This is a genomic window from Pseudonocardia bannensis, assembly GCF_012911875.1.
GTDB classification, from domain to species: Bacteria; Actinomycetota; Actinomycetes; order Mycobacteriales; family Pseudonocardiaceae; genus Pseudonocardia; species Pseudonocardia bannensis.
Genome location: NZ_JAAXKZ010000001.1, coordinates 94,263 through 114,387, shown reverse-complemented (window position 1 = coordinate 114,387; position 20,125 = coordinate 94,263). Strand labels below are relative to the sequence as shown.

Annotated in this window: 19 protein-coding genes and 1 tRNA gene; 12 read left to right on the top strand and 8 right to left on the bottom strand. The window is 71.9% G+C overall.

Annotated elements, in window-relative coordinates; translation table 11 throughout:
* Positions 1-42: 42 nt before the first annotated feature.
* On the top strand, positions 43-1,242 hold the full coding sequence (locus HF519_RS00605; RefSeq protein WP_169409605.1) for an aminotransferase class V-fold PLP-dependent enzyme: 1,200 nt from the start codon (positions 43-45) through the stop codon (positions 1,240-1,242).
* An 8-nt stretch (positions 1,243-1,250) separates the two neighbouring features.
* Here the strand turns inward: HF519_RS00605 and HF519_RS00600 are convergent, their stop codons facing one another.
* Positions 1,251-2,243 carry an NAD(P)H-quinone oxidoreductase gene (locus HF519_RS00600; protein WP_169409604.1) on the bottom strand — a complete coding sequence of 331 codons (993 nt, stop codon included), beginning with the start codon at positions 2,241-2,243 and terminating at the stop codon, positions 1,251-1,253.
* A gap of 55 nt (positions 2,244-2,298) precedes the next feature.
* On the opposite strand from HF519_RS00600, the gene HF519_RS00595 reads away from it, so the two are divergent.
* On the top strand, positions 2,299-2,946 hold the full coding sequence (locus HF519_RS00595) for a GNAT family N-acetyltransferase (RefSeq protein ID WP_169409603.1): 648 nt from the start codon (positions 2,299-2,301) through the stop codon (positions 2,944-2,946).
* Positions 2,947-2,950: 4 nt separating this feature from the next.
* Here HF519_RS00595 and ypfJ read toward each other — a convergent pair whose 3' ends face one another.
* Complete coding sequence (gene ypfJ, locus HF519_RS00590) at positions 2,951-3,895, bottom strand: KPN_02809 family neutral zinc metallopeptidase (RefSeq protein WP_169409602.1); 945 nt, start codon at positions 3,893-3,895, stop codon at positions 2,951-2,953.
* A 95-nt stretch (positions 3,896-3,990) separates the two neighbouring features.
* On the opposite strand from ypfJ, the gene HF519_RS00585 reads away from it, so the two are divergent.
* Together HF519_RS00585 and HF519_RS00580 are read left to right on the top strand one after the other, a co-directional pair.
* Positions 3,991-4,482 carry a MarR family winged helix-turn-helix transcriptional regulator gene (locus HF519_RS00585; RefSeq protein WP_169409601.1) on the top strand — a complete coding sequence of 164 codons (492 nt, stop codon included), beginning with the start codon at positions 3,991-3,993 and terminating at the stop codon, positions 4,480-4,482.
* A gap of 10 nt (positions 4,483-4,492) precedes the next feature.
* Positions 4,493-4,580 (top strand) — tRNA-Ser (locus HF519_RS00580).
* A 134-nt stretch (positions 4,581-4,714) separates the two neighbouring features.
* Here the strand turns inward: HF519_RS00580 and HF519_RS00575 are convergent.
* From HF519_RS00575 to HF519_RS00555, 5 genes are all read right to left on the bottom strand, one after another.
* Entirely contained in the window at positions 4,715-5,140 is a 426-nt protein-coding gene (locus HF519_RS00575) for a hypothetical protein (RefSeq protein WP_169409600.1), read from the bottom strand.
* 228 nt (positions 5,141-5,368) lie between these two features.
* Positions 5,369-5,884, bottom strand: a complete 516-nt coding sequence (locus HF519_RS00570) for a hypothetical protein (RefSeq protein WP_169409599.1) — start codon at positions 5,882-5,884, stop codon at positions 5,369-5,371.
* 5 nt (positions 5,885-5,889) lie between these two features.
* On the bottom strand, positions 5,890-7,263 hold the full coding sequence (locus HF519_RS32635; protein WP_169409598.1) for an O-antigen ligase family protein: 1,374 nt from the start codon (positions 7,261-7,263) through the stop codon (positions 5,890-5,892).
* A 258-nt stretch (positions 7,264-7,521) separates the two neighbouring features.
* Entirely contained in the window at positions 7,522-8,856 is a 1,335-nt protein-coding gene (locus tag HF519_RS00560; protein ID WP_169409597.1) for an MFS transporter, read from the bottom strand.
* Between the two features lie 153 nt (positions 8,857-9,009).
* The gene (locus HF519_RS00555) at positions 9,010-10,269 is read right to left on the bottom strand and encodes a M18 family aminopeptidase (RefSeq protein ID WP_312859813.1); all 1,260 of its coding nucleotides are present in this window, start codon (positions 10,267-10,269) and stop codon (positions 9,010-9,012) included.
* 19 nt (positions 10,270-10,288) lie between these two features.
* Between HF519_RS00555 and mftG the strand changes: the two genes are divergently transcribed.
* The 8 genes from mftG (at position 10,289) to fmdA (ending at position 19,073) form a co-directional block, all read left to right on the top strand.
* Positions 10,289-11,806: a mycofactocin dehydrogenase MftG gene (gene mftG, locus HF519_RS00550; protein WP_312859812.1), complete on the top strand. Its 1,518-nt coding sequence runs from the start codon at positions 10,289-10,291 to the stop codon at positions 11,804-11,806.
* A gap of 241 nt (positions 11,807-12,047) precedes the next feature.
* Positions 12,048-12,590, top strand: coding sequence for an excalibur calcium-binding domain-containing protein (locus HF519_RS30770; RefSeq protein WP_169409649.1), 543 nt, complete (start codon positions 12,048-12,050; stop codon positions 12,588-12,590).
* A gap of 16 nt (positions 12,591-12,606) precedes the next feature.
* On the top strand, positions 12,607-13,242 hold the full coding sequence (locus HF519_RS00540; protein WP_312859811.1) for a class F sortase: 636 nt from the start codon (positions 12,607-12,609) through the stop codon (positions 13,240-13,242).
* 60 nt (positions 13,243-13,302) lie between these two features.
* Positions 13,303-15,345, top strand: a complete 2,043-nt coding sequence (locus HF519_RS00535; protein ID WP_169409593.1) for a M3 family metallopeptidase — start codon at positions 13,303-13,305, stop codon at positions 15,343-15,345.
* Positions 15,346-15,548: 203 nt separating this feature from the next.
* Positions 15,549-16,568: an MsnO8 family LLM class oxidoreductase gene (locus HF519_RS00530; RefSeq protein ID WP_246241961.1), complete on the top strand. Its 1,020-nt coding sequence runs from the start codon at positions 15,549-15,551 to the stop codon at positions 16,566-16,568.
* Positions 16,569-16,659: 91 nt separating this feature from the next.
* The gene (locus tag HF519_RS32100; RefSeq protein ID WP_281358353.1) at positions 16,660-16,794 is read left to right on the top strand and encodes a hypothetical protein; all 135 of its coding nucleotides are present in this window, start codon (positions 16,660-16,662) and stop codon (positions 16,792-16,794) included.
* Positions 16,795-17,314: 520 nt separating this feature from the next.
* Complete coding sequence (locus HF519_RS00520; protein ID WP_312859810.1) at positions 17,315-17,662, top strand: FmdB family zinc ribbon protein; 348 nt, start codon at positions 17,315-17,317, stop codon at positions 17,660-17,662.
* Positions 17,663-17,819: 157 nt separating this feature from the next.
* Entirely contained in the window at positions 17,820-19,073 is a 1,254-nt protein-coding gene (fmdA, locus tag HF519_RS00515; RefSeq protein ID WP_169409591.1) for a formamidase, read from the top strand.
* Here the strand turns inward: fmdA and HF519_RS00510 are convergent.
* On the bottom strand, positions 19,046-19,888 hold the full coding sequence (locus tag HF519_RS00510) for a slipin family protein (protein WP_169409590.1): 843 nt from the start codon (positions 19,886-19,888) through the stop codon (positions 19,046-19,048). The genes fmdA and HF519_RS00510 overlap by 28 nt on opposite strands.
* Between the last annotated feature and the right edge of the window lie 237 nt (positions 19,889-20,125).

Genomic DNA, 20,125 nt, shown 5'->3' with positions numbered 1-20,125 from the left:
CATCGGCACCGATCGATTTGGCGGCGCCGCTACCGTATCCGAATGGCCTTCGATGTCGCCCGGGTGCGCGGGCTCATACCCGCACTGGGTGACGGATGGGTACACCTGGACGCCACCGGCGGGATGCACGTCCCCGAACAGGTGGCGTCGGCGACGCTGCAGGCAGTACGGGCGCCGGTCTCGGTTCCCGGCGGGGTGTTCCCGGCCTCGCTGCACGCCGAGGAGATCGAGGACGCCGCGCGTGCCGCGGTCGCGGACCTGGTCGCCGGCGATCCACGCGGTGTGGTCCTGGGCCCCAACACCGCCGTACTCCTGCACCGGCTGGCCGAAGCGGTCAGCGAGACGTGGGTCCTCGGCGACGAGGTCGTGGTCTCCCGCCTCGACGATGTCGCCAACGTGGCCCCGTGGCTGCGCAGCGCCCAGCGCAAGGGCGTCGGCGTGCGCTGGGCGGAGATCGACATCGAGACCTGCGAGCTGCCCGATTGGCAGTTCGACGAGCTCCTGGACGGATCCGCCCGGGTCGTCGCGCTGACCGCCGCATCCGCGCAGGTCGGCACCCGCCCGGAGATCGCCAAGATCGCGGCACGAACGCAGGAGCGCGGTGTGCTGCTCGTCGTCGACGCCCATGCCGCGGCGCCGTACGGACCGCTGGACATCGCGGCGCTCGGCGCCGACGTCGTCGCGGTCGACGCCGCCGCATGGGGCGGCCCGCAGGTCGGGGCGCTGGTGTTCCGTACGCCCGCGCTGCTCGACCGGCTCGCGTCGTGCTCGCTCGAACCGTCCGCCCACGGGCCGCGCCGGCTGGAGATCGGGCCGCATTCCGGTCCGCAGCTCGCCGCGCTCGTCGCGTCGATCGAGCACCTGGCCGAGCTCGACGAGACCGCCGGCGGAACCCGGCGCGAACGGCTGCTGGCCTCGATGGCCGAGGTCAAGGCCTACCAGGCGAGCCTGCTCGCGACGCTCCTCGTCGAGCTGCGCACCCGTACCGGGGCCATCGTGCTGGGCGATCCGATGCGCAGGATCCCGATGCTGTCGTTCACACACACCTCGGTGAAGGCACCCGACGTCGTCGAGCACCTGGCCGAGCGGGGGATCTGCGCCTTCGCCGACCCCGGCGACCACGGCGTGCTCGCGCATCTGGGCAGCGCCGAGGTCGGCGGGGTGGTCCGCATCGGGTTGGCCCACTACACCAACGTCACCGAGGTGGAGGCGCTGGTCAGCGCGGTCGCCGAGCTCAACTGAGGGATCGGTCAGCGCTGCGGCGCGACCAGCAGCAGCTTGCCGACCACGCCGCCCTGCTCGAGCTGGCGGTGCGCCTCGGCGGCCTGCTCCATCGGGACGGTGCCGTGCACGATCGGCTTGACCCGGCCGTCGGCGATCATCGGCCAGACCTGATCGCGCACCCCCTGGATGATCGCGCCCTTGCCGTTCGGGCCGTCCACCGGACGCCCGCGCAGCCCCATCGCGGTGATACTGCCGCGCTTGGCGAGCAGCGCCCCGATGTTGAGCTCGCCCTTGACCCCGCCCTGCAGGCCGATGATCACGAGCCGGCCGTCGGGGGCGAGGGCGGCGATGTTGTTCGCCAGCCCCTTGGCGCCCATGTTGTCGAGGATGACGTCGGCGCCGTGGCCGGCGGTGGCCTTCTTCAGCTCCTCGGCGACGTCGTCGTGGTAGTCGATGGCGATGTCGGCACCGAGGTCGCGGACGCGCTGCAGCCGGTCGGGGTGCCCGGCGGTGGCGGCGACCTTCGCGCCGAGCGCCTTGGCCACCTGGATGGCGTGCGTGCCGATGCCGCTGCTGCCGCCCTGGACGAGGAACGTCTCGCCCGCCTTGAGCCGGCCCGCACCGACGACGTTGGACCAGACGGTGCTGGCAACCTCGGGGAGGCCGGCCGCGGTGATCAGGTCGACGCCGTCGGGGATCGGGAGGAGTTGCGCGGCCGGGACGACGACCTTCTGGGCGTACCCGCCGCCGGCGAGCAGCGCGGCGACCTCGTCGCCGACCCGCCAGCCCTCGACGCCCTCGCCGAGCTCCGCGATCCGGCCGGACACCTCGAGCCCGATGATGTCCGAGGCCCCGGGCGGGGGCGGGTAGTGGCCCTGGCGCTGCATGAGATCGGCCCGGTTGACCCCGGCGGCGGCGACGTCGACGACGACCTCGCCGGGACCGGCCTCCGGGTCGGGCACCTCGGTCCACTCGAGGGCCTCCGGGCCCCCAGGCTCGCGCACAGTGATGGCGTACATGGCGCGGACGCTATTCCGTCGAGCTCTCGCGCGCGATCCGGCACGCTCTGCCCGTATGACCCATCCTGAGCAATGGCCGTTGCGGCACCTGGTGCTGCGTACACCGCGGATCGAGCTGCGCCCGGACGACGACGCCGGGCTGTTCGACCTCGTCGAGGTCGGCTACCAGGGAGTTCACCCCCCGGACGAGATGCCTTTCCTGGTGCCGTGGACGGAGGCCGATCCGGCCTACATGGGGCGGGGAACGCTGCAGCACTTCTGGTCGCAGCGGGCCGAGTTCGCACCGGAGAAGTGGGCGCTGCACTTCCTGGTGCGCGTCGACGGGAAGGTCGTCGGCGTGCAGAGTGTCATGGCCACCGACTTCGCGGTGACCCGTGAGGTCTCGACCGGGTCGTGGTTGGGGCTGGCCCATCAGCGACGGGGGATCGGCACGGAGATGCGCGCGGCGGTCCTGCTGTTCGCGTTCGACCACCTCGGTGCGACGCGGGCACGCTCGGGAGCGTTCACGGACAACCGGGCGTCGCACCGCGTCTCCGAGAAGCTCGGCTACCGGCCCGACGGAACGAACACGTATGCGCGTCGCGGCGAGCGCGTCGAGGAGGTCCGGCTGCTTCTCACGCCGGAGGCGTTCGCCGCCCACCGTCCGACGTGGACGCTGGAGGCCGATGGGGTCGAGGACTGCGCCGCGTTGCTCGGGGCGTGACCCCTCAGCCGAGGTCGACGCCCCGCGCGAAGGTGTCGCAGCGTGCGGGGTCGCCGGTCTGCAGGCCGATCGTGTACCACCGCTCGCGCTGCGCCGAGCTGCCGTGGGTGAACTGGCTCTCGTTCACCTGGCCACCGCCGAGCCGGCTCTGGATGTAGTCGTCGCCGATGCGCTGGGCGGTGTCGAGCGCGGCGGCGACGTCGGCCCGGGTGACGTCGGTGATCAACGTCCGGCCGGTCGCGGTGGGCACGGTGGTGGCGTGGTTGGCCCAGGCGCCGGCGTAGCAGTCGGCCTGCAGCTCCAGGCGTACCGATCCCGACGTCGGCCCCGAGTCCCCGGCCTGCACCCGGCGGTTGGTGCCGAGCAGGTTCTGGACATGGTGGCCGTACTCGTGGGCGATGACGTAGGCCCGGGCGAACGGTCCGCCCTCCGCGCCGAAGCGGGTCTCCAGCTCCTGGAAGAAGGAGAGGTCGATGTACACCTCGGCGTCGGCGGGGCAGTAGAACGGTCCGACGTCCGACGTCGCGCCACCGCAGCCGCCCGTGTTCACCGAACCGCTGAAGAAGTTGATGCGCGGGGGCCGGTAGGTCGACCCGGACCGCGCGAAGGCGTCGGTCCAGTAGCCGTCCAGCGAGTTGACGACCGCGGTGACCTCGCAGTCCAACCGGTTGTTGGCGTCGGCCCCGGTCCGGCAGCTCTGCGCGATCTGGGTGTTGTCGGCGGTCTGTCCGCTGCCGACCCCGGACAGCCCACCTGGCAGGGCCAGCCCGCCCCCGCCGGCGCCGCCGAGCTGGGAGATGAGGAAGTACAGGATCAGGCCGACGATGCCCAGGCCGCCGCCGCCGAGGGCCACGCGGCCACCGAGAGGCCCACCGCCACCGCCTCCGCCTGATCCTCGCAGGTCGTCGACCTGCGAGGTGTCGAGATCGGCATTCTCGTCGAACCGCATGCGTGCCCCCCACGACCCAGCCGGCGCCCGGCGACCAAGATCCCATCACATGCACGGGGCGGCGGTCGACAGCGCCCGGTGAGTACGCTCGTGGAATGAGTGTGGCGGATGCTACGCCGCGGTGGTTGGGCGAGAGCGAGATGCGTTTCTGGCGATCCTTCATCCACGCCGCGACTCTTCTCGAGGCCAGGCTCAACCGTGAGCTCGTGGAGGCGCACGGCATCTCGCACGCGGACTACGCCATCCTCGCGGTGCTCTCGGAGCAGCCGGGCGAGCAGATGCGGATGAGCGCTCTGGCTGAGCTCACGGCGTCGTCGAAGTCGCGACTGTCGCACCAGATCGCGCGGATGGAGCGCGCCGGGCTGGTGCAGCGCAAGGAGTGCGCGTCCGACGCTCGCGGCATCCTGGCCGGGCTGTTGCCCCGCGGCCGCCAGTTGCTCGAGCAGGCCGCGCCGACCCACGTCGACGGCGTCCGCCGGTACGTGATCGATCGCGTGGAGCCCGCGGAGCAGGAGATCCTCGCCCAGGTGATGGAGCGGGTGCTCGCTGAACTGCGCCGCTCCGAACCCGAGGCGAGAGCCAGCTAGGCTCGTCGACGGAAGCGTGGCAGAGCGGCCGAATGCACTCGCCTTGAAAGCGAGAGACCCGCAAGGGTTCGGGGGTTCGAATCCCTCCGCTTCCGCCAGGTCACGGGGCTGCAGGCCGATCTTGTTCGTTCCCCAAGAGCGGGCTGACAGCAACCGGTGACAGCAACCCGCCCGAGAGCGCCTCGCCGAGCTGCCGCGCCTCCCACCGACCGAGGAAGTACCCGTGCTCTCCTCAGTCCGCGCCCAGCGGATCAGGAGAGGCGACCACGTGCGTAATGGAGACGCCGGCGACAGCAACCCTGATGCGACGGGGAAGGTCGATGCGAAGCCACTTCGACAGTTGGCTCGGGAGCGTGGCGACGATGACCTCGTCATAGCCACCGCGCTTCCACTCGCGCTCGAACGCCGTCATCGGGTCCGGGTCGCCGATCATGCACGAGACCTCGATCCCGTCCGCTTGCAGGCGCTTCTGCGCCGCGCGCAGGCGCCGCCACGCAGACTCCGTGCCCCCGTGCGGGTCCTGGACCTCCCAGATCGCGGGCGCGAGCATGGTCACCGCGATCGGACTCCGGCCGTGGCGGGCGAGGACCTGCCGGAGCAGTTCGCTGGAGTCCGCCGTCCGGTTGGCAAGGACGAGCACGCGCGTCGCCGCGTCCATGCCGCTGGATCTTACGCCGCCAAGCGCGTCGCGCGCCGACTCTCGCGCAGCACCGCCGCTCGCCGTGACCAGTAGCAACACCTGCTCAGCCCGCACGGACAACGCTGCTTCGCGGATCGTCGGGCTCCTGCGCCGGCATCCTCCCGGGGAGGACGACGAGAGAGCCCGATCACATCAGGCGCAGGCCCGATCGGACGTCGAATTCCGAGACGGCCGGTGCGGGTGGGCTCAGCAGGGAACCGGTGCGCTGTGCCGCGCGACGTCGATCGGCAGCCCCGGAACGACCACCTCGACACACCGTGCCGGTGGGCTCCAGCGCTGCACCGGCAGGCCGTGCCGAGCGGCCGGCACCTGCACGGCCACACAGTTGGCGGGCGGGCTGGAGCGCTGCACCGGCGCGCTGAACCCGCCGACGGCGACGTGGACGCCCGGCACGTTCACGGTGACGCACCGCGCGGGTGGGCTCCAGCGCTGCACCGGTGGGCTGAACCGGCCGACGGGGGCACTGTGATTGCCCACGGGCACCCGCACGTCGATGCAGTTGCGGGGCGGGCTGGAGTGCTGGACCGGTGGGCTGTGGCGGCCGACGGCGACGTGGACGCCCGGGACGTTCACGTCGACGCAGCTCGCGGGTGCGCTCCTCGGCGGGCTGAAGCGAGTGAGGGCGTCCCCGATACCGCCTGACCAGGCGAGAGCGGCACTGGTCACCAGGACCGCGCTCGCTTCGAGGGCGATCTTGAGCATCAATATCACGAGGAGGCCTCCGGGACGGTGGGACGGGATGCGGGACCAGCAGTGGCGAGCAGGACGACGACCGACAGCGCCGTCAGCAGCGGCAGCACCGGGATGTGCCAGAGGAAGTCGAACGCGCTGTGCACGCAGAAGGCGGCCACTACCGCGAGAGCAGCCGGCCGGGCGAGCTCAGCCGCCGAGGGATTGCGTCGGCGAAAGGCTCCGACAGCGAGGGCAGCCGATCCGGCCACGGCGAGCACCACGCCGACCAGTCCCGTCTCGGTCGCGAGCTGCAGGTACTCGTTGTGGGTGTACTCGGCCCGGACCGGGACGCCCTGGTGGTTCACGTACTCGAGATCCAGACGGCCCGGCCCGACCCCGCTCACGGGCGAGGACCAGAACTGTTCCGCCGTCACCCGGGTCAGGTCGTCCCTGTCGTCGGAGGTCGTGGACAGGCGCGTCGAGGCGATACCGGTCACCGCCTCGACCGTCGCCGGGGATCCGAACGACAGGGCGGTGAGACCCATGGCGATCCCGGTGACCGCCAGGCCGAGCAGCCGTGGGTGGCGGTGCATCGCGAGCAGTGCGATCCCGCCGGCCAACCCGGCGAGCGCGAGGATCGGGTCGGCATCGGATTCGGCCGGCAGCGACGGGAGGAGGCCGGCGAAGGCGACCGCCACCGCCGGCAGCACCGGCCACAAGCGTGCCAGCCGGGCACGACCGGACCTCGTCGTGACGTGGGCGAGCGTGCCGACGGCGAGCCCGAGCACGCCGGCGCGGCTCATCGTCGCCAGCAGGGCCAGCAGCAGGATCGAGACGACGGCCAGGGAGAGCATGCGGCGGTGCGGCGGAAGGACCGCGACGGCCACGAGGACCCCGGTCACGAGGAACGAGGCGGCGGCGTTGGCGTAGGTCAGCGTCGACGCCGCACGCCACAGCCCGTCGGAGGGGAGGGCCAGCGGTTCGAGATGCAATGCGACGCCGACCCACGCCGAAGCGGCGACGACGACCGCGGTGCCGAGGATGACGACCTCGAGGACGTGTCGGGCCCGTTCGGGCAGGCCGCTCGCCGCCCACACCGCCGCGGCCAGGCAGCAACCGAGAGCCGCCATGGGCAGGCCGGCCCGGACGTCACCATGCATGCTCGCGCTGGTGAGGGCCCATGCGGCGAAGAGGGTCCAGGACCCGGCGCAGACCACGACGAAGCGCTCGGTCCGCCGGGGCCGGGAGAGCGCCCGCACACCTGCCGCCACGGCGACCAGCAGCAGGACGTTGCCGAACTGCTCGGTGTAGAACGCGCCTTGGGCCAGTGCGCCGTAGCCCAGAGCCGTTCCCAGCCCGAGCACGATGACCCGATGGCGGAACGTCGTCGTGACGGTCGGAGAGCTCACCGGATGGATCGGTTCGGGGCGCCCCGATGGGGGACCGCCCGCCACGCCCGGCGCGACCTTCGACGACCCACCGTTGTGCCCCCTCCGCATCCCTGCGACTTCATCGCCGGGATGCGGAGCGTGTTACAGCGGCGGCGGGCGGTGACCTGACCGCCCCGGCCGATCCGGGGGCGGCCACGCGTCCGTCGTCCGTGGCCGGGCGGTTACCGGTGCGGACGACCGGGCGTGTACGCGAAGCCGGGGCCCCCGGCTCTCAGATCAGGCAGCCGCCCTCCGGGGCGGCGCCGTGACCGGCACGCTGGGCGGTTCGTACCCCACCTCGCGGCGGGGCATCAGCAGCAGCGCGATCATCGAGACGACACAGCAGCCGATGATGTAGAGGCTGATCCCGGTGCTCGACCCGGTGCTCTGCAGGATCGCCGCCGCGATCAGTGGCGCCGGGCCGCCCGCGATGACGGAGGCGAGTTGGTAGCCGAGCCCGGCCCCGCTGTAGCGGATGTTGGGCCCGAAGCACTCGGCGATCAGCGCGGCCTGCGGCCCGTACTGCATGTCGTGGAAGAGCAACGACAGCACGATCGCGAGCAGCACCAGCCCCGCCTCACGCGTGTTCAGCAGCCCGAAGTAGGGGAAGGCGTACAGCGCGGTGCACACGATCCCGATGCCGTACATCAGTCGCCGTCCGATGATGTCGGACAGGTAACCGAACAGCGGGACGCTGATCAGGCCGATGGCGGCGGCGATGAGCGTGTCGGTGAGCAGGGAGTTCCGGTCCAGGCCCAGCTCGCGGGTGCCGTAGGTCAGGACGAACGTCACGAAGATGTAGAACGGCGCCTGCTCGGACATCCGGACGAAGGCGGAGGTGAGGATCTCGCGCCACTGGTGGCGGATGGCTTCGAGCACCGGGATGCGCAGTACCGTCTGGCTCCTCTTGACCTCGGCGAAGGTCGGGCTCTCCATCACCCGCAGCCGGACGTACAGGCCGACACCGATGAGCACGACGCTGGCCAGGAACGGCACCCGCCAGCCCCAGGCCAGGAAGGCCGGACCCGTGGTGGCCGACATCAGCTGGACCATTCCGGTGGACAGCAGCAGACCCAGCGGTACGCCGAGCTGCGGCCAGCTCGCCATGAACCCGCGGCGATTCGGCGGACCCCACTCCATGGCCATCAGCACCGATCCGCCCCATTCCCCGCCGACCGCGATGCCCTGCACCAGCCGCAACACGGTCAGCAGCACCGGCGCCGCCACGCCGATCGCGGCGTAACCCGGGAGCACCCCGATGAGCGCGGTGCCCACGCCCATGAGCACCAGCGTGATGATCAGGGTGGCCTTACGGCCGATCCGGTCGCCGTAGTGGCCAAAAATCGCCGCACCGATCGGTCGCGCCGCGAAGCCGACGAACTGGGTGCCGAAGGCGGCGATGACACCGGCGTACGGGTCCTGGCCGGGGAAGAAGATCTGCGGGAACACCAGCGCCGCCGCGGTCCCGTAGAGGAAGAAGTCGTACCACTCGATCATCGTGCCGACCGTGCTCGCGACGACGGCGCGTCGCCGCTGCACGTTGGCGGAGGGGGATGAGGTGTGGGTGCTCATCGCAGGCTCCCGGGTCTGGTCGAACCGCACCGTGCATCGGTGCAGCCGGCCGGACCCGTCCCCTCGGTCGAAGCACCGATGGGGATTGAGGCTGCGAGCCTCGGTCGTGGGTGTCAAACGGAAGGCCAGGGGAGGCCTTCGGAACCTGCCTGATCAGGTCATATCGGTCAGGAACGCCGTCGCAGCGGCGGTCAGGAACTCGGGATCCTGCACCCCGCAGAGCTCGCGGGCCGAGTGCATCGACAACACCGGGATACCGACGTCGACGGTCCGGATGCCGAGCCGGGTCGCCACGATCGGGCCGACCGTCGTCCCGCAGGGCACCGTGTTCTTCCCGACGAAGTACTGGCTCGGCACGCCGGCGTCGCGGCACGCGCGGGCCCACGCGGCCGCCCCCGGGGCGTCGGTGGCGTAGCGCTGGTTGGCGTTGACCTTCAGTGCCGGCCCGCCGTTGGGCAGCGAGCGGTGGATCGGGTCGTACTGGCCGAGGTAGTTCGGGTGGGCCGCGTGCGTGACGTCGACCGACAGACAGCGCGACAGCGCGAACGACGTGATCCGCGCGTCGAAGCCCCCGGCGATCCGGGTCAGCACGGACTCCAGCAGCGGCCCGGCCGCCCCGGTCGCCGTTCCACTGCCGATCTCCTCGTGGTCGAACCCGACGAACACCGGAATCACGTCCGACGACTCCTGGGACGCGGCCAGCAGGGCGCCGATCCCGGAGTGCACCGACGCGAGATTGTCCAGCCGTGGGGCCGCGAGCAGTTCCTCCTCCTCGCCGAGCCGCGCGGGCGGGGTGAGGTCGTGCACGACGAGGTCGTGCGCGGCGACCTCGTCCGGGTCCACGTCCACCTCGGCGGTCAGGAACTCGATCAGGTCGCCGTCCGACGGCGCACCGAGCCCCCAGATCGGCAACAGGTGCTGCTGCGGGTCCAGTGTCAGCCCCTGGTTGACCTGGCGGTCGAGGTGGATGGCCAGCTGCGGCACCCGCAGCAGCGGCCGTGCCACGTCGACCAGCACCGTCGAGCCGTCGTAGAGCGCGAGCCGGCCGGCCACGCCCAGGTCGCGGTCGAGCCAGGAGTTCCACAGGGCGCCGCCGTAGACCTCGACGGCGACCTGTCGCCAGCCCGCCGCGCCGGTGTCCGGGCGCGGCTTGACCTTGAGGGTCGGCGAGTCGGTGTGGGCGGCGTAGATCCGCATCGGGGCGCCGGGACGGGTGTCGGCGGGCTGCCACCAGGCGAGCAGCGTGCCGTCCCGGACGACGTAGCGCCCCCCCGGCTCGGTGCTCCACTCCCCGGCTTCGGGCTGCTCGGTGAAGCCGGCCTCGCTCAACCGGCGCACCGTTTCGGCGACCGCGTGGTACGGCGTCGGGCTCGCGGTGATGAAGTCGGCGAGATCCAGTACGAGGTCGGCCACGTCGTGCATCCTTCCCGATGTGGGTCGGACGCCGGTTCCCGAGTACGACGTGATCGTCGTGGGCGCCGGGTCCGCCGGTTCGGTGCTCGCGGCGCGCCTCACCGAGCAGCCCGGGCGCCGCGTGCTGGTACTCGAGGCCGGACCGGCCCCGCGCACGGTCGCCGGGTACCCGCCCGAGGCCCGGCACGCACCGTCGCTGGCCGCCACCGACCCGGCACATCCGCTCAACTGGGCCGTGCCCGTCGAGCTTCGGCGCGGGCACCGGCACACCGTCCCCCGGGGCCGCATCGCGGGCGGCTCCAGCGCGATCAACGGCACCTACTTCGTCCGCGCGACCCCGGCCGACTTCGGCGACTGGGCGGTGTCCGGCTGGTCCTACGACGACGTCCTGCCCTGCTATCGACGCCTCGAACACGATCTCGACTTCGGCGGACCGGTGCACGGTGACCGCGGCCCGATCCGGGTCCGGCGCCCGGCCGGCCACCTGTGCAGCCCGCTCACCGGCCCGTTCCTCGCCGCCGCGGCGGAGCTCGGCATCGCCGCGGAGCGGGACAAGAACGCCGGCGGCCCGCCCGGCGCAGGCCTGATCCCGTCCAACGCCGTCGAGGGTCTGCGGGTCAACGCCGCGATGGTCTACCTGCTACCGAACCTGCACCGGCCGAACCTGGAACTGCGCGGAGACACCCCGGTCGCTCGGGTGGTGCTCGACGACGACCGCGCGGTGGGCGTCGAGACGACGGCGGGTGAGGTGATCCGCGCCGGCGAGGTCGTGCTCGCGGCGGGTGCGGTGAACTCGCCGCACCTGCTGCTGCTCTCCGGCATCGGGCCTGCGGACGAGCTGCGAGCGGCGGGGATCCCGGTGCGGCACGACCGGCCCGGTGTCGGGAAGAACTGGTCGGACCACCCCGGCGTCTTCGTGCCCTTCCACTCGGGCGTCCCGCAGCCGCACCCCGACGCCGTCGGCTGCCAGGCGTCCATCAACGCCGACTCGGGTGCCGACCCCGCGGGTGACGTGGAGATCCTGCTGTTCGCGCGCCCCTTCGTGCCCGGCGGTGCGCTGCACCTGATGTGCGGGCTGCAGCGACCGGAGAGCCGGGGGTCGATCACGGTGCAATCGCCCGACCCCTCCGTCCGGCCGCGGGTGGAGTACCGCTACCTGGAGACGGAAGCCGATCGCCGCCGGCTGCGCCACGCCATCCGGACCGCGGCCGACCTGCTGCGCACCGGCGTGTTCCCGGGGGGACGGGCGGGCATCGGCGGGGACGTGCTGGGCGTGGACAGGAGGCTCGACGGGTGGATCGCGGCGAACCTGACTACCGCGGTGCACCTGTGCGGCAGCGCGGCGATGGGGCGCGGCCCGGACACCGTGGTGGACCCTCAGCTGCGGGTGCACGGGATCGCCGGCCTGCGCGTCGTCGACACCTCGGTCCTCCCCACGGCGCCCCGTCGTGGTCCGGCAGCCACAGCGCTGATGATCGCCGAACGCGCTGCGACCTTCTTCCGGTCCCGTCCCGGCACGCGCACTGCAGCGTATTGACCACGGCGCCCGCGGTGCGGCAGCCGCACGCCCTCCCGTCCAGCTGGGCCGTGCGATCAGCCGTACCGCGCTCGCGCCGCGCCGTCGACGAGGGATCACCTTGCGTCATCCAGTGATTGCCTCATAGCGCGCCAACAGCATGTAACGGACTTCACATGCGATTCGATTACCGGTTGCGGTCGCTGAACTCGATCCGCTGCGGCCCGCTACTGGTGGTCCTCCCGAAAGGACATTCGTGAGCATGGCTGTCACCCGCGCTGCCCGACTGTCGGCGGCCCTCTCCGTGCTGGCGACTGTCGGGTTCCTGACCTTCCCCGGCACCGCCGTGGCACAGCCGGACCTGGACTGCGGTGACTTCCAGTTCCCGGAGGTCGCTCAGGAGGTGCTGGATCGGGGCGTCGGCGACCCCCATCGCCTTGACGATGACGGCGACGGCATCGCGTGTGAATTGCTGCCGCGCCGGGGTACCTCGTCGCCGTCGCCGGAGCCGTCGCCGGACCCGGAGCCGGAGCCGTCGCCGGAGCCCTCGCCGGACCCGGTCGACACCTCCGCGCGATTCCTTCCGACCACGTCGGCGCAGGAGAACCGGGACCGCGATTGCCCCGACTTCGCCTCCCAGGCCGACGCGCAGGCCGCGCTGGAAGCCGACCCGTCGGACCCGGAGCGACTCGACGCCGATGACGACGGCATCGCCTGTGAGAGCCACTTCGGGAGTGACAACCAGCAGGTCCAGGTGCACCCGGTCGGTGGCGTCGACACCGGTGGCCGGCCCTCACGTGCCTAGCCGATCATGGCGGCTGGTGGCCGTGCTGCTCACCGTGCTCGCGGTGACCGGTGCGGTCGCCGGCTGCGGCACCAGCTCCGATCCGGCATCGACGGCCCCGTCCCCGGCCCCCGTCACGCCCTCGGTGCCCGTCACGCCGATACCGTCACCAACCCTGGCCGCCGCACCGGAACGGCCCCTCCCGGCCTTGCCGAAGGCCCGGCCGGTGGCCGTGAGCGTGCGGTCGATCGGCATGCGCACCGACCGGCTCATCGACCTGGGGCTGACCCGGACCGGGGAGATGGAGGTCCCCGAGGACGCAGTGACCGCCGGGTGGTTCGAGCTCGGCCCGACGCCGGGCGAAGTCGGACCGGCGGTCATCGCGGCGCACGTCGACTACGCCGGGGTACCGGGACTGTTCACACGGCTACACGATGTCCGACCGGGCGACGACATCAGCGTGACCCGGGCCGACGGCCGCACGGCGACATTCACCGCCTACCGGGTCGACCGATTCGCCAAGTCGCGGTTTCCCACCCAGCAGGTCTACGGCAACACCGAGTCCCCCGAACTGCGGCTCATCACCTGCGGTGGCGCCTTCGATCGAGCCAGCGGCAACTACCTCGACAACGTCGTGGTGTTCGCGCGGCTCACGGCCACGGGAACCGCATGACACCGCGGCCGCCGAGCTCGGATCGCGTCGCACCCGGATTCCGGCGGTTAGGTTGGAAAGATGACCTCGGCCGACAACCCGTTCCTCACCCCGAGCGAACTGCCCTACCAGCTTCCCGACTTCTCCCGGATCGCCGACGGGCACTACCGCCCCGCGTTCGACCAGGGGATGGCCGAGCAGCGTGCCGAGGTCGAGGCCATCGCGACGGCTCCGGAGCCGGCGACGTTCGAGAACACGATCGTCGCGCTGGAGCGGTCCGGACGCACCCTGCAGCGGGTGTCCACCGTCTTCTTCAGCCGGGCGAGCGCGCACACCAACCCGGCGATCGAGCGGATCCAGGAGGAGATCGCCCCGGAACTGGCCGCGCACCGGGACGCGATCGCGCTCGACCCGCGGATCTTCGCCCGGATCCGGGACCTCCACTCCCGCCGTGACGAGCTCGGCCTCGACCCCGAGTCCTACCGGTTGCTCGAGCGCTACCACACCGACGCCGTCCGCGCGGGTGCCGAGCTCGGCGAGACGGACCAGCAGCGGCTTCGTGAGCTCAACGCCGAGCTGTCCACACTGTCCACCGTTTTCGGCACCCGGCTGCTGGCGGAGGCCAACGACTCAGCGGTGCCGGTCGACGACCCGGCTCGCCTCGACGGCCTGTCGCCCGACGCGATCTCGGCGGCCGCCTCGGCGGCGACGGCCCGGGGCCGCGACGGGCATCTGATCACCCTGGTCCTGCCGACCGGCCAGCCCGCCCTCGCCTCGCTGACCGACCGGGGTCTGCGCGAGCAACTGTTCACCGCGTCGGTCCGGCGCGGCGGGCGCGGCAACGCCCACGACACGACCGAGCTGGTCCGCCGGATGACCGCGTTGCGCGCCGAGCGGGCCCGCCTGCTCGGGTATCCGAACCACGCCGCGTACGTGATCGAGGACAACACCGCGGGCAGCGTGGACGCCGTCACCGAGATGCTCGCCGGCCTGGCCCCGGCCGCCGCAGAGAACGCCGAGGCGGAGGCCGCGGAGCTGGAGCGCGCGGCCGGGCACGAGATCCAGCCCTGGGACTGGTCGTTCTACGCCGAGCGGGTTCGCCGCGAGCGCTTCGACCTGGACGCCGCCGAGCTGCGGCCCTACCTCGAGCTGGAGCGGGTGCTGCACGACGGTGTCTTCCACGCCGCCGGGCTGCTCTACGGGCTGCGCTTCGCCGAACGCCACGACCTGCCGATGTACCACGAGGACGTCCGGGTCTGGGAGGTCTTCCAGGAGGGCCCCGACGGCGACGAGCCGCTCGGCCTGTTCGGCGCGGACCTCTACGCGCGGGAGTCCAAGCGCGGCGGAGCGTGGATGAATGCGCTGGTGTCGCAGTCGGGGCTGCTCGGCACCCGGCCGGTCGTCATGAACACGCTCAACATCTCCCGGGCGGGTGCGGGCGAGCCCACGCTGCTCACCTTCGACGAGGTGACCACGCTGTTCCACGAGTTCGGGCACGCGCTGCACGGGCTGTTCTCCGACGTGCGTTACCCGATGTTCTCCGGCACCGGCGTGCCCCGCGACTTCGTCGAGTACCCGTCACAGGTCAACGAGATGTGGGCGTTGTGGCCGGAGATCCTGGCCAACTACGCGCGCCACCACGAGACCGGCGAGCCGCTGCCGCCGGAGCTGATCGAGCGGCTACTGGCCGGCCGGCAGTACGGCGAGGGGTTCGCGACGACCGAGTACCTCGCCGCCGCGCTGCTCGACCAGGCCTGGCACACCCTCGACGCCGACGACAAGGTCGATGACGTGCAGCGGTTCGAGACCGAGGCGCTGGCCGCTGCGGGGATCGCGCTGCCGACCGTCCCCCCGCGCTATCGCAGCACGTACTTCAACCACATCTTCGCGGGCGGCTACAGCGCGGGCTACTACTCCTACATCTGGTCGGAGGTGCTGGACGCCGACACCGTGGAGTGGTTCAAGTCCAACGGCGGGTTGCGCCGCGAGAACGGCGACACGTTCCGCCGCGAGCTGCTGTCGAGGGGCGGCAGCGTCGACGCGATGGAGGCCTACCGCGCGTTCCGCGGCCGCGACCCGGAGATCGCGCCGCTGCTCGCCCGCCGGGGGCTGGCCCGCACCTGACTGCGAGTCGGCGTCTCCAGGTGCGCGAGTCGGGGGATTCGCACGCGCGAGTCGGTGGTTTCGGGCGCGCGAGTCGAGGGATTCGGACGCGCGAGTCGGGGGATTCGGACGCGCGAGTCGGTGGTTTCGGGCGCGCGAGTCGGGGGATTCGGACGCGCGAGTCGGTGGTTTCGGGTGCGTGAGTCGGCGATCAGGCGCCTGGAATGCCGGTGCCGGGTGCCGCGTTGCCCGCGGTGATGCTCGAGTCCGTGCGCCTCTCGCTGCTGGACCGGTCGCGCACACGGGCCGGGGAGCCCGACGCGATCGCGCTGCGCGACACCGTCGAGCGCGCCGTGCGGGCCGAACGGCTGGGCTACCACCGGTTCTGGGTCGCCGAGCACCACGGCGTCCCGGGCATCGCCAGTGGCAGCCCGCCGGTCCTGATGGCCGCCGTCGCCGCACGCACCGAGCGGATCAGGGTCGGGTCCGGCGGCGTGATGCTGCCCAACCACCAACCTCTGGTCGTGGCTGAGCAGTTCGCGATGCTCGAAGCGCTCTTCCCGGGTCGGATCGACCTCGGGGTCGGCCGCTCGCTCGGCTTCACCCCACCGGTCCGCCGGGCCCTGCGCCGCGCCGCCGACGAACCCGACACGTTCACCGAGGACCTCGCCGAGCTGCGCAGTTATCTCGACGGCCGGGCGGCGGTGACGGCGCGGCCACGGCTCGATGCGCCCGTCCCGGTCTACGTGCTGGCCACCGGTCGCGGGCTCGCGGTCGCGGCCGCGGCTGGGCTCCCGGTCGTCGTCGGCGGTCCGGTCCTCGCCGGTGACCGTATCGGCGAGGCACTCGACGACTACCGCGGCCGGTTCCGGCCACAGGCACCCGGCGCCCAGCCCTATGTCGTTCTGTCCCTGGATGTGCTGGTCGCCGATTCCGTGGCGGCAGCCCGGGAACTCGCGCTGCCCGAGGCCTGGGCGCTCGCCGCGGCCCGGACGAACGGCGAGTTCCCCGCCCTGGAGCCGGTGGCCGGGGTCGCATCCCGGACGCTGTCGGCACGGCAGCGCAGCGTGGTCGACGCCGCGGTCGGCCGGACGGTTCACGGCGACGACGCCACGGTCGCCGCAGAGCTCGATGCTCTACTCGCGCGCACCGGTGCCGACGAGGTGCTCGCCTCCACATCGACCTTCGACCGGGCCGCGCTGGCGGAGTCCGACACCCGATTGGCGGCACTGTTCGCGTCGTGAATCACGCAGTGTGACCCTTGTCCAGGATGGGAGCCGTGGCCCCTCGGGCGCGCCTAGGCTGCCCCGGGTGAACACCCCAGGCTCACCGCACTTGACGCGCACCTGCCCCTGGTGCGCCGACGCCCGTGTCATCGCCTTCAGCGAGGAAGGTCTCGTCCGCGCCCTCACCCGGCACCTGGAGAACTGCCCCGGTGAGGACGCCGACGAGTCGTCGAGCGGCGTGTAGCTCAGGTCGTGCTGCGCCGGACGAGATCCACGGTCTCGAACGGCGTCTCCCATCGCGGCGAGTGACGACACTTCCCGGACCAGCGCAGCGCCTCCCGGCGAGCGCCGACCGGTGTCCGTGGGCCTGTCTCCGGTGTCGATGCCTCGGCTGTGCGTGGTTGCCCGTGGCGCGGACGGGTACCCCCAACGGCTTCGCATCCGAACGACCCGGACGTGCAGACCATGTCGAATCCCACCGTTCCGCGCGCTCGCTCTCCGACGGGCCGGGCACGACCCGGCCACCCGGCCGGCGGTCCCAAGGTGGGCCCTGCGCGATCACAGCACGGGCCGAAACAATTTTCGGCCATTCTGGATGAGAACGGGACGAGCGGTTCCCGGTGCTGGATATGCTCAATTTCCGGCGCGGTCGGTGAAGACGTGACGGCTCGGCGGCAGGCCCGATGAGCTGCAATGAAGCGTGTCTCTATCGCTGCCCGGGGGCACCGTTGCGCAACCGAAGAGGCTATTGACTGCCCACTTCGATGGTGGCCAGAATTTTCGGGTCAGGGCTGCTGCCGGCGGTTCCGCACCGGCGGGAAAGAGGCCGGATGATGGCGATCTATCAATATCGATGTGTCGAGCACGGGATCACCGAGGTGCGTGCCCCCATCGGCACCGCCGCGCCCGCCTGGCCGTGTCCGCGCTGCACGACGGACCTGCGACGCGTGTTCACCGCGCCGCTGCTGGGCCTCGCGCCACGTGCTCTCGTGTCCGCGATCGATCGCGCGGAGGCCACCGCGAGCGCGCCCGGGGTGGTCACGTCGCCGCCGCCACGTCGACCGCCGGTCGCCCCGCGGAATCCCGCGCTGCGCCGGTTGCCGCGACCGTGAGCCCGGTCGCCGAGCCGGCCCGGGCGCACCCGAGGCGCATCAACGGCCGGCGCCGGACCGCTCCACGCCGCAGAGATCCGGTCGACCCGAAGACGGACGGTGATGGGGGAACGGGCTGACCGCCATCCCCTGGAGATCATCGAGACAAGGACGGGCCATGCCTCCAGTCGTGTTCCCACTCGACAACACCAAACCCTTCACCGAGCAGCAGATCGTCGGTCACAACCGGTGGCACTACGACATCCCGGCCGCCGTGACCGTCCGGCCAGACGACACGTTCCGGGTGCACTGCCGGGAGTGGTTCGACGGCGCCATCCACAACGACGACTCCGCCGAGGACGTCCGCGACGCGCCGCTGTCGCGGGTGCACTGTCTCAGCGGGCCGATCGCCGTCGAGGGCGCCCGGCCCGGGGACCTGTTGATGGTGGACATCGTCGACGTGGGGCCCGTGCCGGGGGAGGACTCCGGGCCGCTGGCCGGGCAGGGCTGGGGCTACACCGGCATCTTCGCCAAGCGGAACGGCGGCGGATTCCTCACCGACGAGTTCCCCGACGCCTACAAGGTGGTCTGGGACTTCCGCGGCCAACAGGCGACCTCGCGGCACATCCCGCACGTCTCGTTCACCGGCATCGTGCACCCGGGCCTGATGGGCACGGCGCCCTCGACGGAACTCCTCGACACCTGGAACGAGCGGGAGGGGGCGCTCATCGCGACCGACCCGGACCGGGTGCCGCCGCTGGCGCTGCCACCGCTGCCGCAGGACGCCATCCTCGGCTCACTGGAAGGGACCGCGTTCGAGGCCGCGGCAGCGGAGGCCGCCCGGACCGCACCGCCCCGGGAGAACGGCGGCAACCAGGACATCAAGAACCTCACCGCCGGGACCCGCGTCTTCTACCCGGTGTTCGTCCCCGAGGCGAAGCTCTCGGTCGGCGACCTGCACTTCTCACAGGGCGACGGCGAGATCACCTTCTGCGGCGCGATCGAGATGGGCGGGTTCATCGACCTGCACGTCGACGTCATCCGCAACGGCATGGAGTCCTACGGCGTCGGCGAGAACGCGATCTTCCTGCCGGGTATCACCGCCCCCCAGTACAGCGAGTGGCTCGCGTTCTCCGGGATCTCCGTCGAGCTCGACGGCACGCAGCGCTACCTCGACGCGCAGCTGGCCTACAAGCGAGCCTGCCTGCACGCGATCGACTACCTGTCCAAGCTCGGCTTCACCCCCGAGCAGGCGTACATGATCCTGGGCGCCGCACCGGTCGAGGGCCGGCACTCCGCTGTCGTCGACATCCCGAACTCGTGCTCCACCGTCTACATCCCGACGGCGATCTTCGACATCGACGTCCGGCCGAGCAAGGAGGGCCCGCGCCGGGTCGACCCCGGTCAGGGCGTGCCGAGGGCCAGCTTCTGATCGTCGTCCGAGCTCGCCGGCGCGCTGTTGGTCGCGCCGGGGGGCCGGGACCTGAGGCCCAGATGCTCGGTCCCCGTCTCCAGGAACCGCAGCAGCTCGACCGGGAACGGCAGCACCAGCGTGGAGTTCTTCTCCGCGGCCACCTCCACGACGGTCTCCAACAGCCGTAGCTGCAGCGCCGCGGGATTGTCGGACATCCGGGCGGCGGCCAGCGCGAGCTTCTCCGAGGCCTGCAGCTCGCCGTCCGCGCTGATCACCCGGGCCCGGCGCTCCCGCTCCGCCTCGGCCTGCCGCGACATCGACCGCTTCATCGACTCGGGCAGCGCCACGTCCTTGATCTCGACGCGGTCGATGTGCACGCCCCAGCCCACCGCGGGGCTGTCGATGAGCAGCTCCAGGCCCTGGTTGAGCCGCTCACGGTTGGACAGCAGGTCGTCGAGGTCACTCTTGCCGATGATCGACCGCAGCGACGTCTGCGCCACCTGGCCGACGGCCGACATGTAGTCCTGCACGTCGACCGTCGCCCGCACCGGGTCGACGACCTTGAAGTAGACGACCGCGTCGACGCGCACGGTCACGTTGTCGCGGGTGATCCCGTCCTGAGCGGGGACGGGCATCGTCACGATCTGCATGTTGACCTTGCGGAGGCGGTCCATCCCCGGATGGATGCGGGTGAGCCCCGGCCCGCGGACGGCTTCGCTCACCCGGCCGAACCGGAAGAGCACCCCCCGTTCGAACTGCCGGATCACCCGGAACCCCGCCGCGAACCAGATGACCCCGGCGGCCGCCAGACCCAGTATCACGTCGACGATCATCGTGCGCTCCCGCACCCGTCCGGGTCACGGCCCGGCCAACGGGCATGTCCGACGCTACTCGCCGAGTCGGACCTCGGACATCCTCCGACCTCGTCCGCGGGCATCCCACGACGGCTGAGCCGACGGCGCGCCCGTCGTGGTCCCCCGCGCACGACCGGTCATGCGCGCGGGGGCCAGAAGGCGTGCGCGGACCAGGAGGGCGGCGGGCGGCGGCGTGCGACCGCCCCACCCGGTGGG

Excerpts from the sequence above, each read along its gene's own strand:
- HF519_RS00535 (WP_169409593.1), top strand. The coding sequence starts at position 13,303 with ATGACCTCGGCCGACAACCCGTTCCTCACCCCGAGCGAACTGCCCTAC.
- HF519_RS30770 (WP_169409649.1), top strand. The coding sequence starts at position 12,048 with ATGGCTGTCACCCGCGCTGCCCGACTGTCGGCGGCCCTCTCCGTGCTG.
- HF519_RS00605 (WP_169409605.1), top strand. The coding sequence starts at position 43 with ATGGCCTTCGATGTCGCCCGGGTGCGCGGGCTCATACCCGCACTGGGT.
- HF519_RS00570 (WP_169409599.1), bottom strand. The coding sequence starts at position 5,884 with ATGCTCAAGATCGCCCTCGAAGCGAGCGCGGTCCTGGTGACCAGTGCC.
- HF519_RS00600 (WP_169409604.1), bottom strand. The coding sequence starts at position 2,243 with ATGTACGCCATCACTGTGCGCGAGCCTGGGGGCCCGGAGGCCCTCGAG.
- ypfJ (WP_169409602.1), bottom strand. The coding sequence starts at position 3,895 with ATGCGGTTCGACGAGAATGCCGATCTCGACACCTCGCAGGTCGACGAC.
- HF519_RS00560 (WP_169409597.1), bottom strand. The coding sequence starts at position 8,856 with ATGAGCACCCACACCTCATCCCCCTCCGCCAACGTGCAGCGGCGACGC.
- HF519_RS00520 (WP_312859810.1), top strand. The coding sequence starts at position 17,315 with ATGGTGGCCAGAATTTTCGGGTCAGGGCTGCTGCCGGCGGTTCCGCAC.
- fmdA (WP_169409591.1), top strand. The coding sequence starts at position 17,820 with ATGCCTCCAGTCGTGTTCCCACTCGACAACACCAAACCCTTCACCGAG.
- HF519_RS00575 (WP_169409600.1), bottom strand. The coding sequence starts at position 5,140 with ATGGACGCGGCGACGCGCGTGCTCGTCCTTGCCAACCGGACGGCGGAC.
- HF519_RS00595 (WP_169409603.1), top strand. The coding sequence starts at position 2,299 with ATGACCCATCCTGAGCAATGGCCGTTGCGGCACCTGGTGCTGCGTACA.
- HF519_RS00585 (WP_169409601.1), top strand. The coding sequence starts at position 3,991 with ATGAGTGTGGCGGATGCTACGCCGCGGTGGTTGGGCGAGAGCGAGATG.
- HF519_RS00510 (WP_169409590.1), bottom strand. The coding sequence starts at position 19,888 with ATGATCGTCGACGTGATACTGGGTCTGGCGGCCGCCGGGGTCATCTGG.
- HF519_RS00530 (WP_246241961.1), top strand. The coding sequence starts at position 15,549 with ATGCCGGTGCCGGGTGCCGCGTTGCCCGCGGTGATGCTCGAGTCCGTG.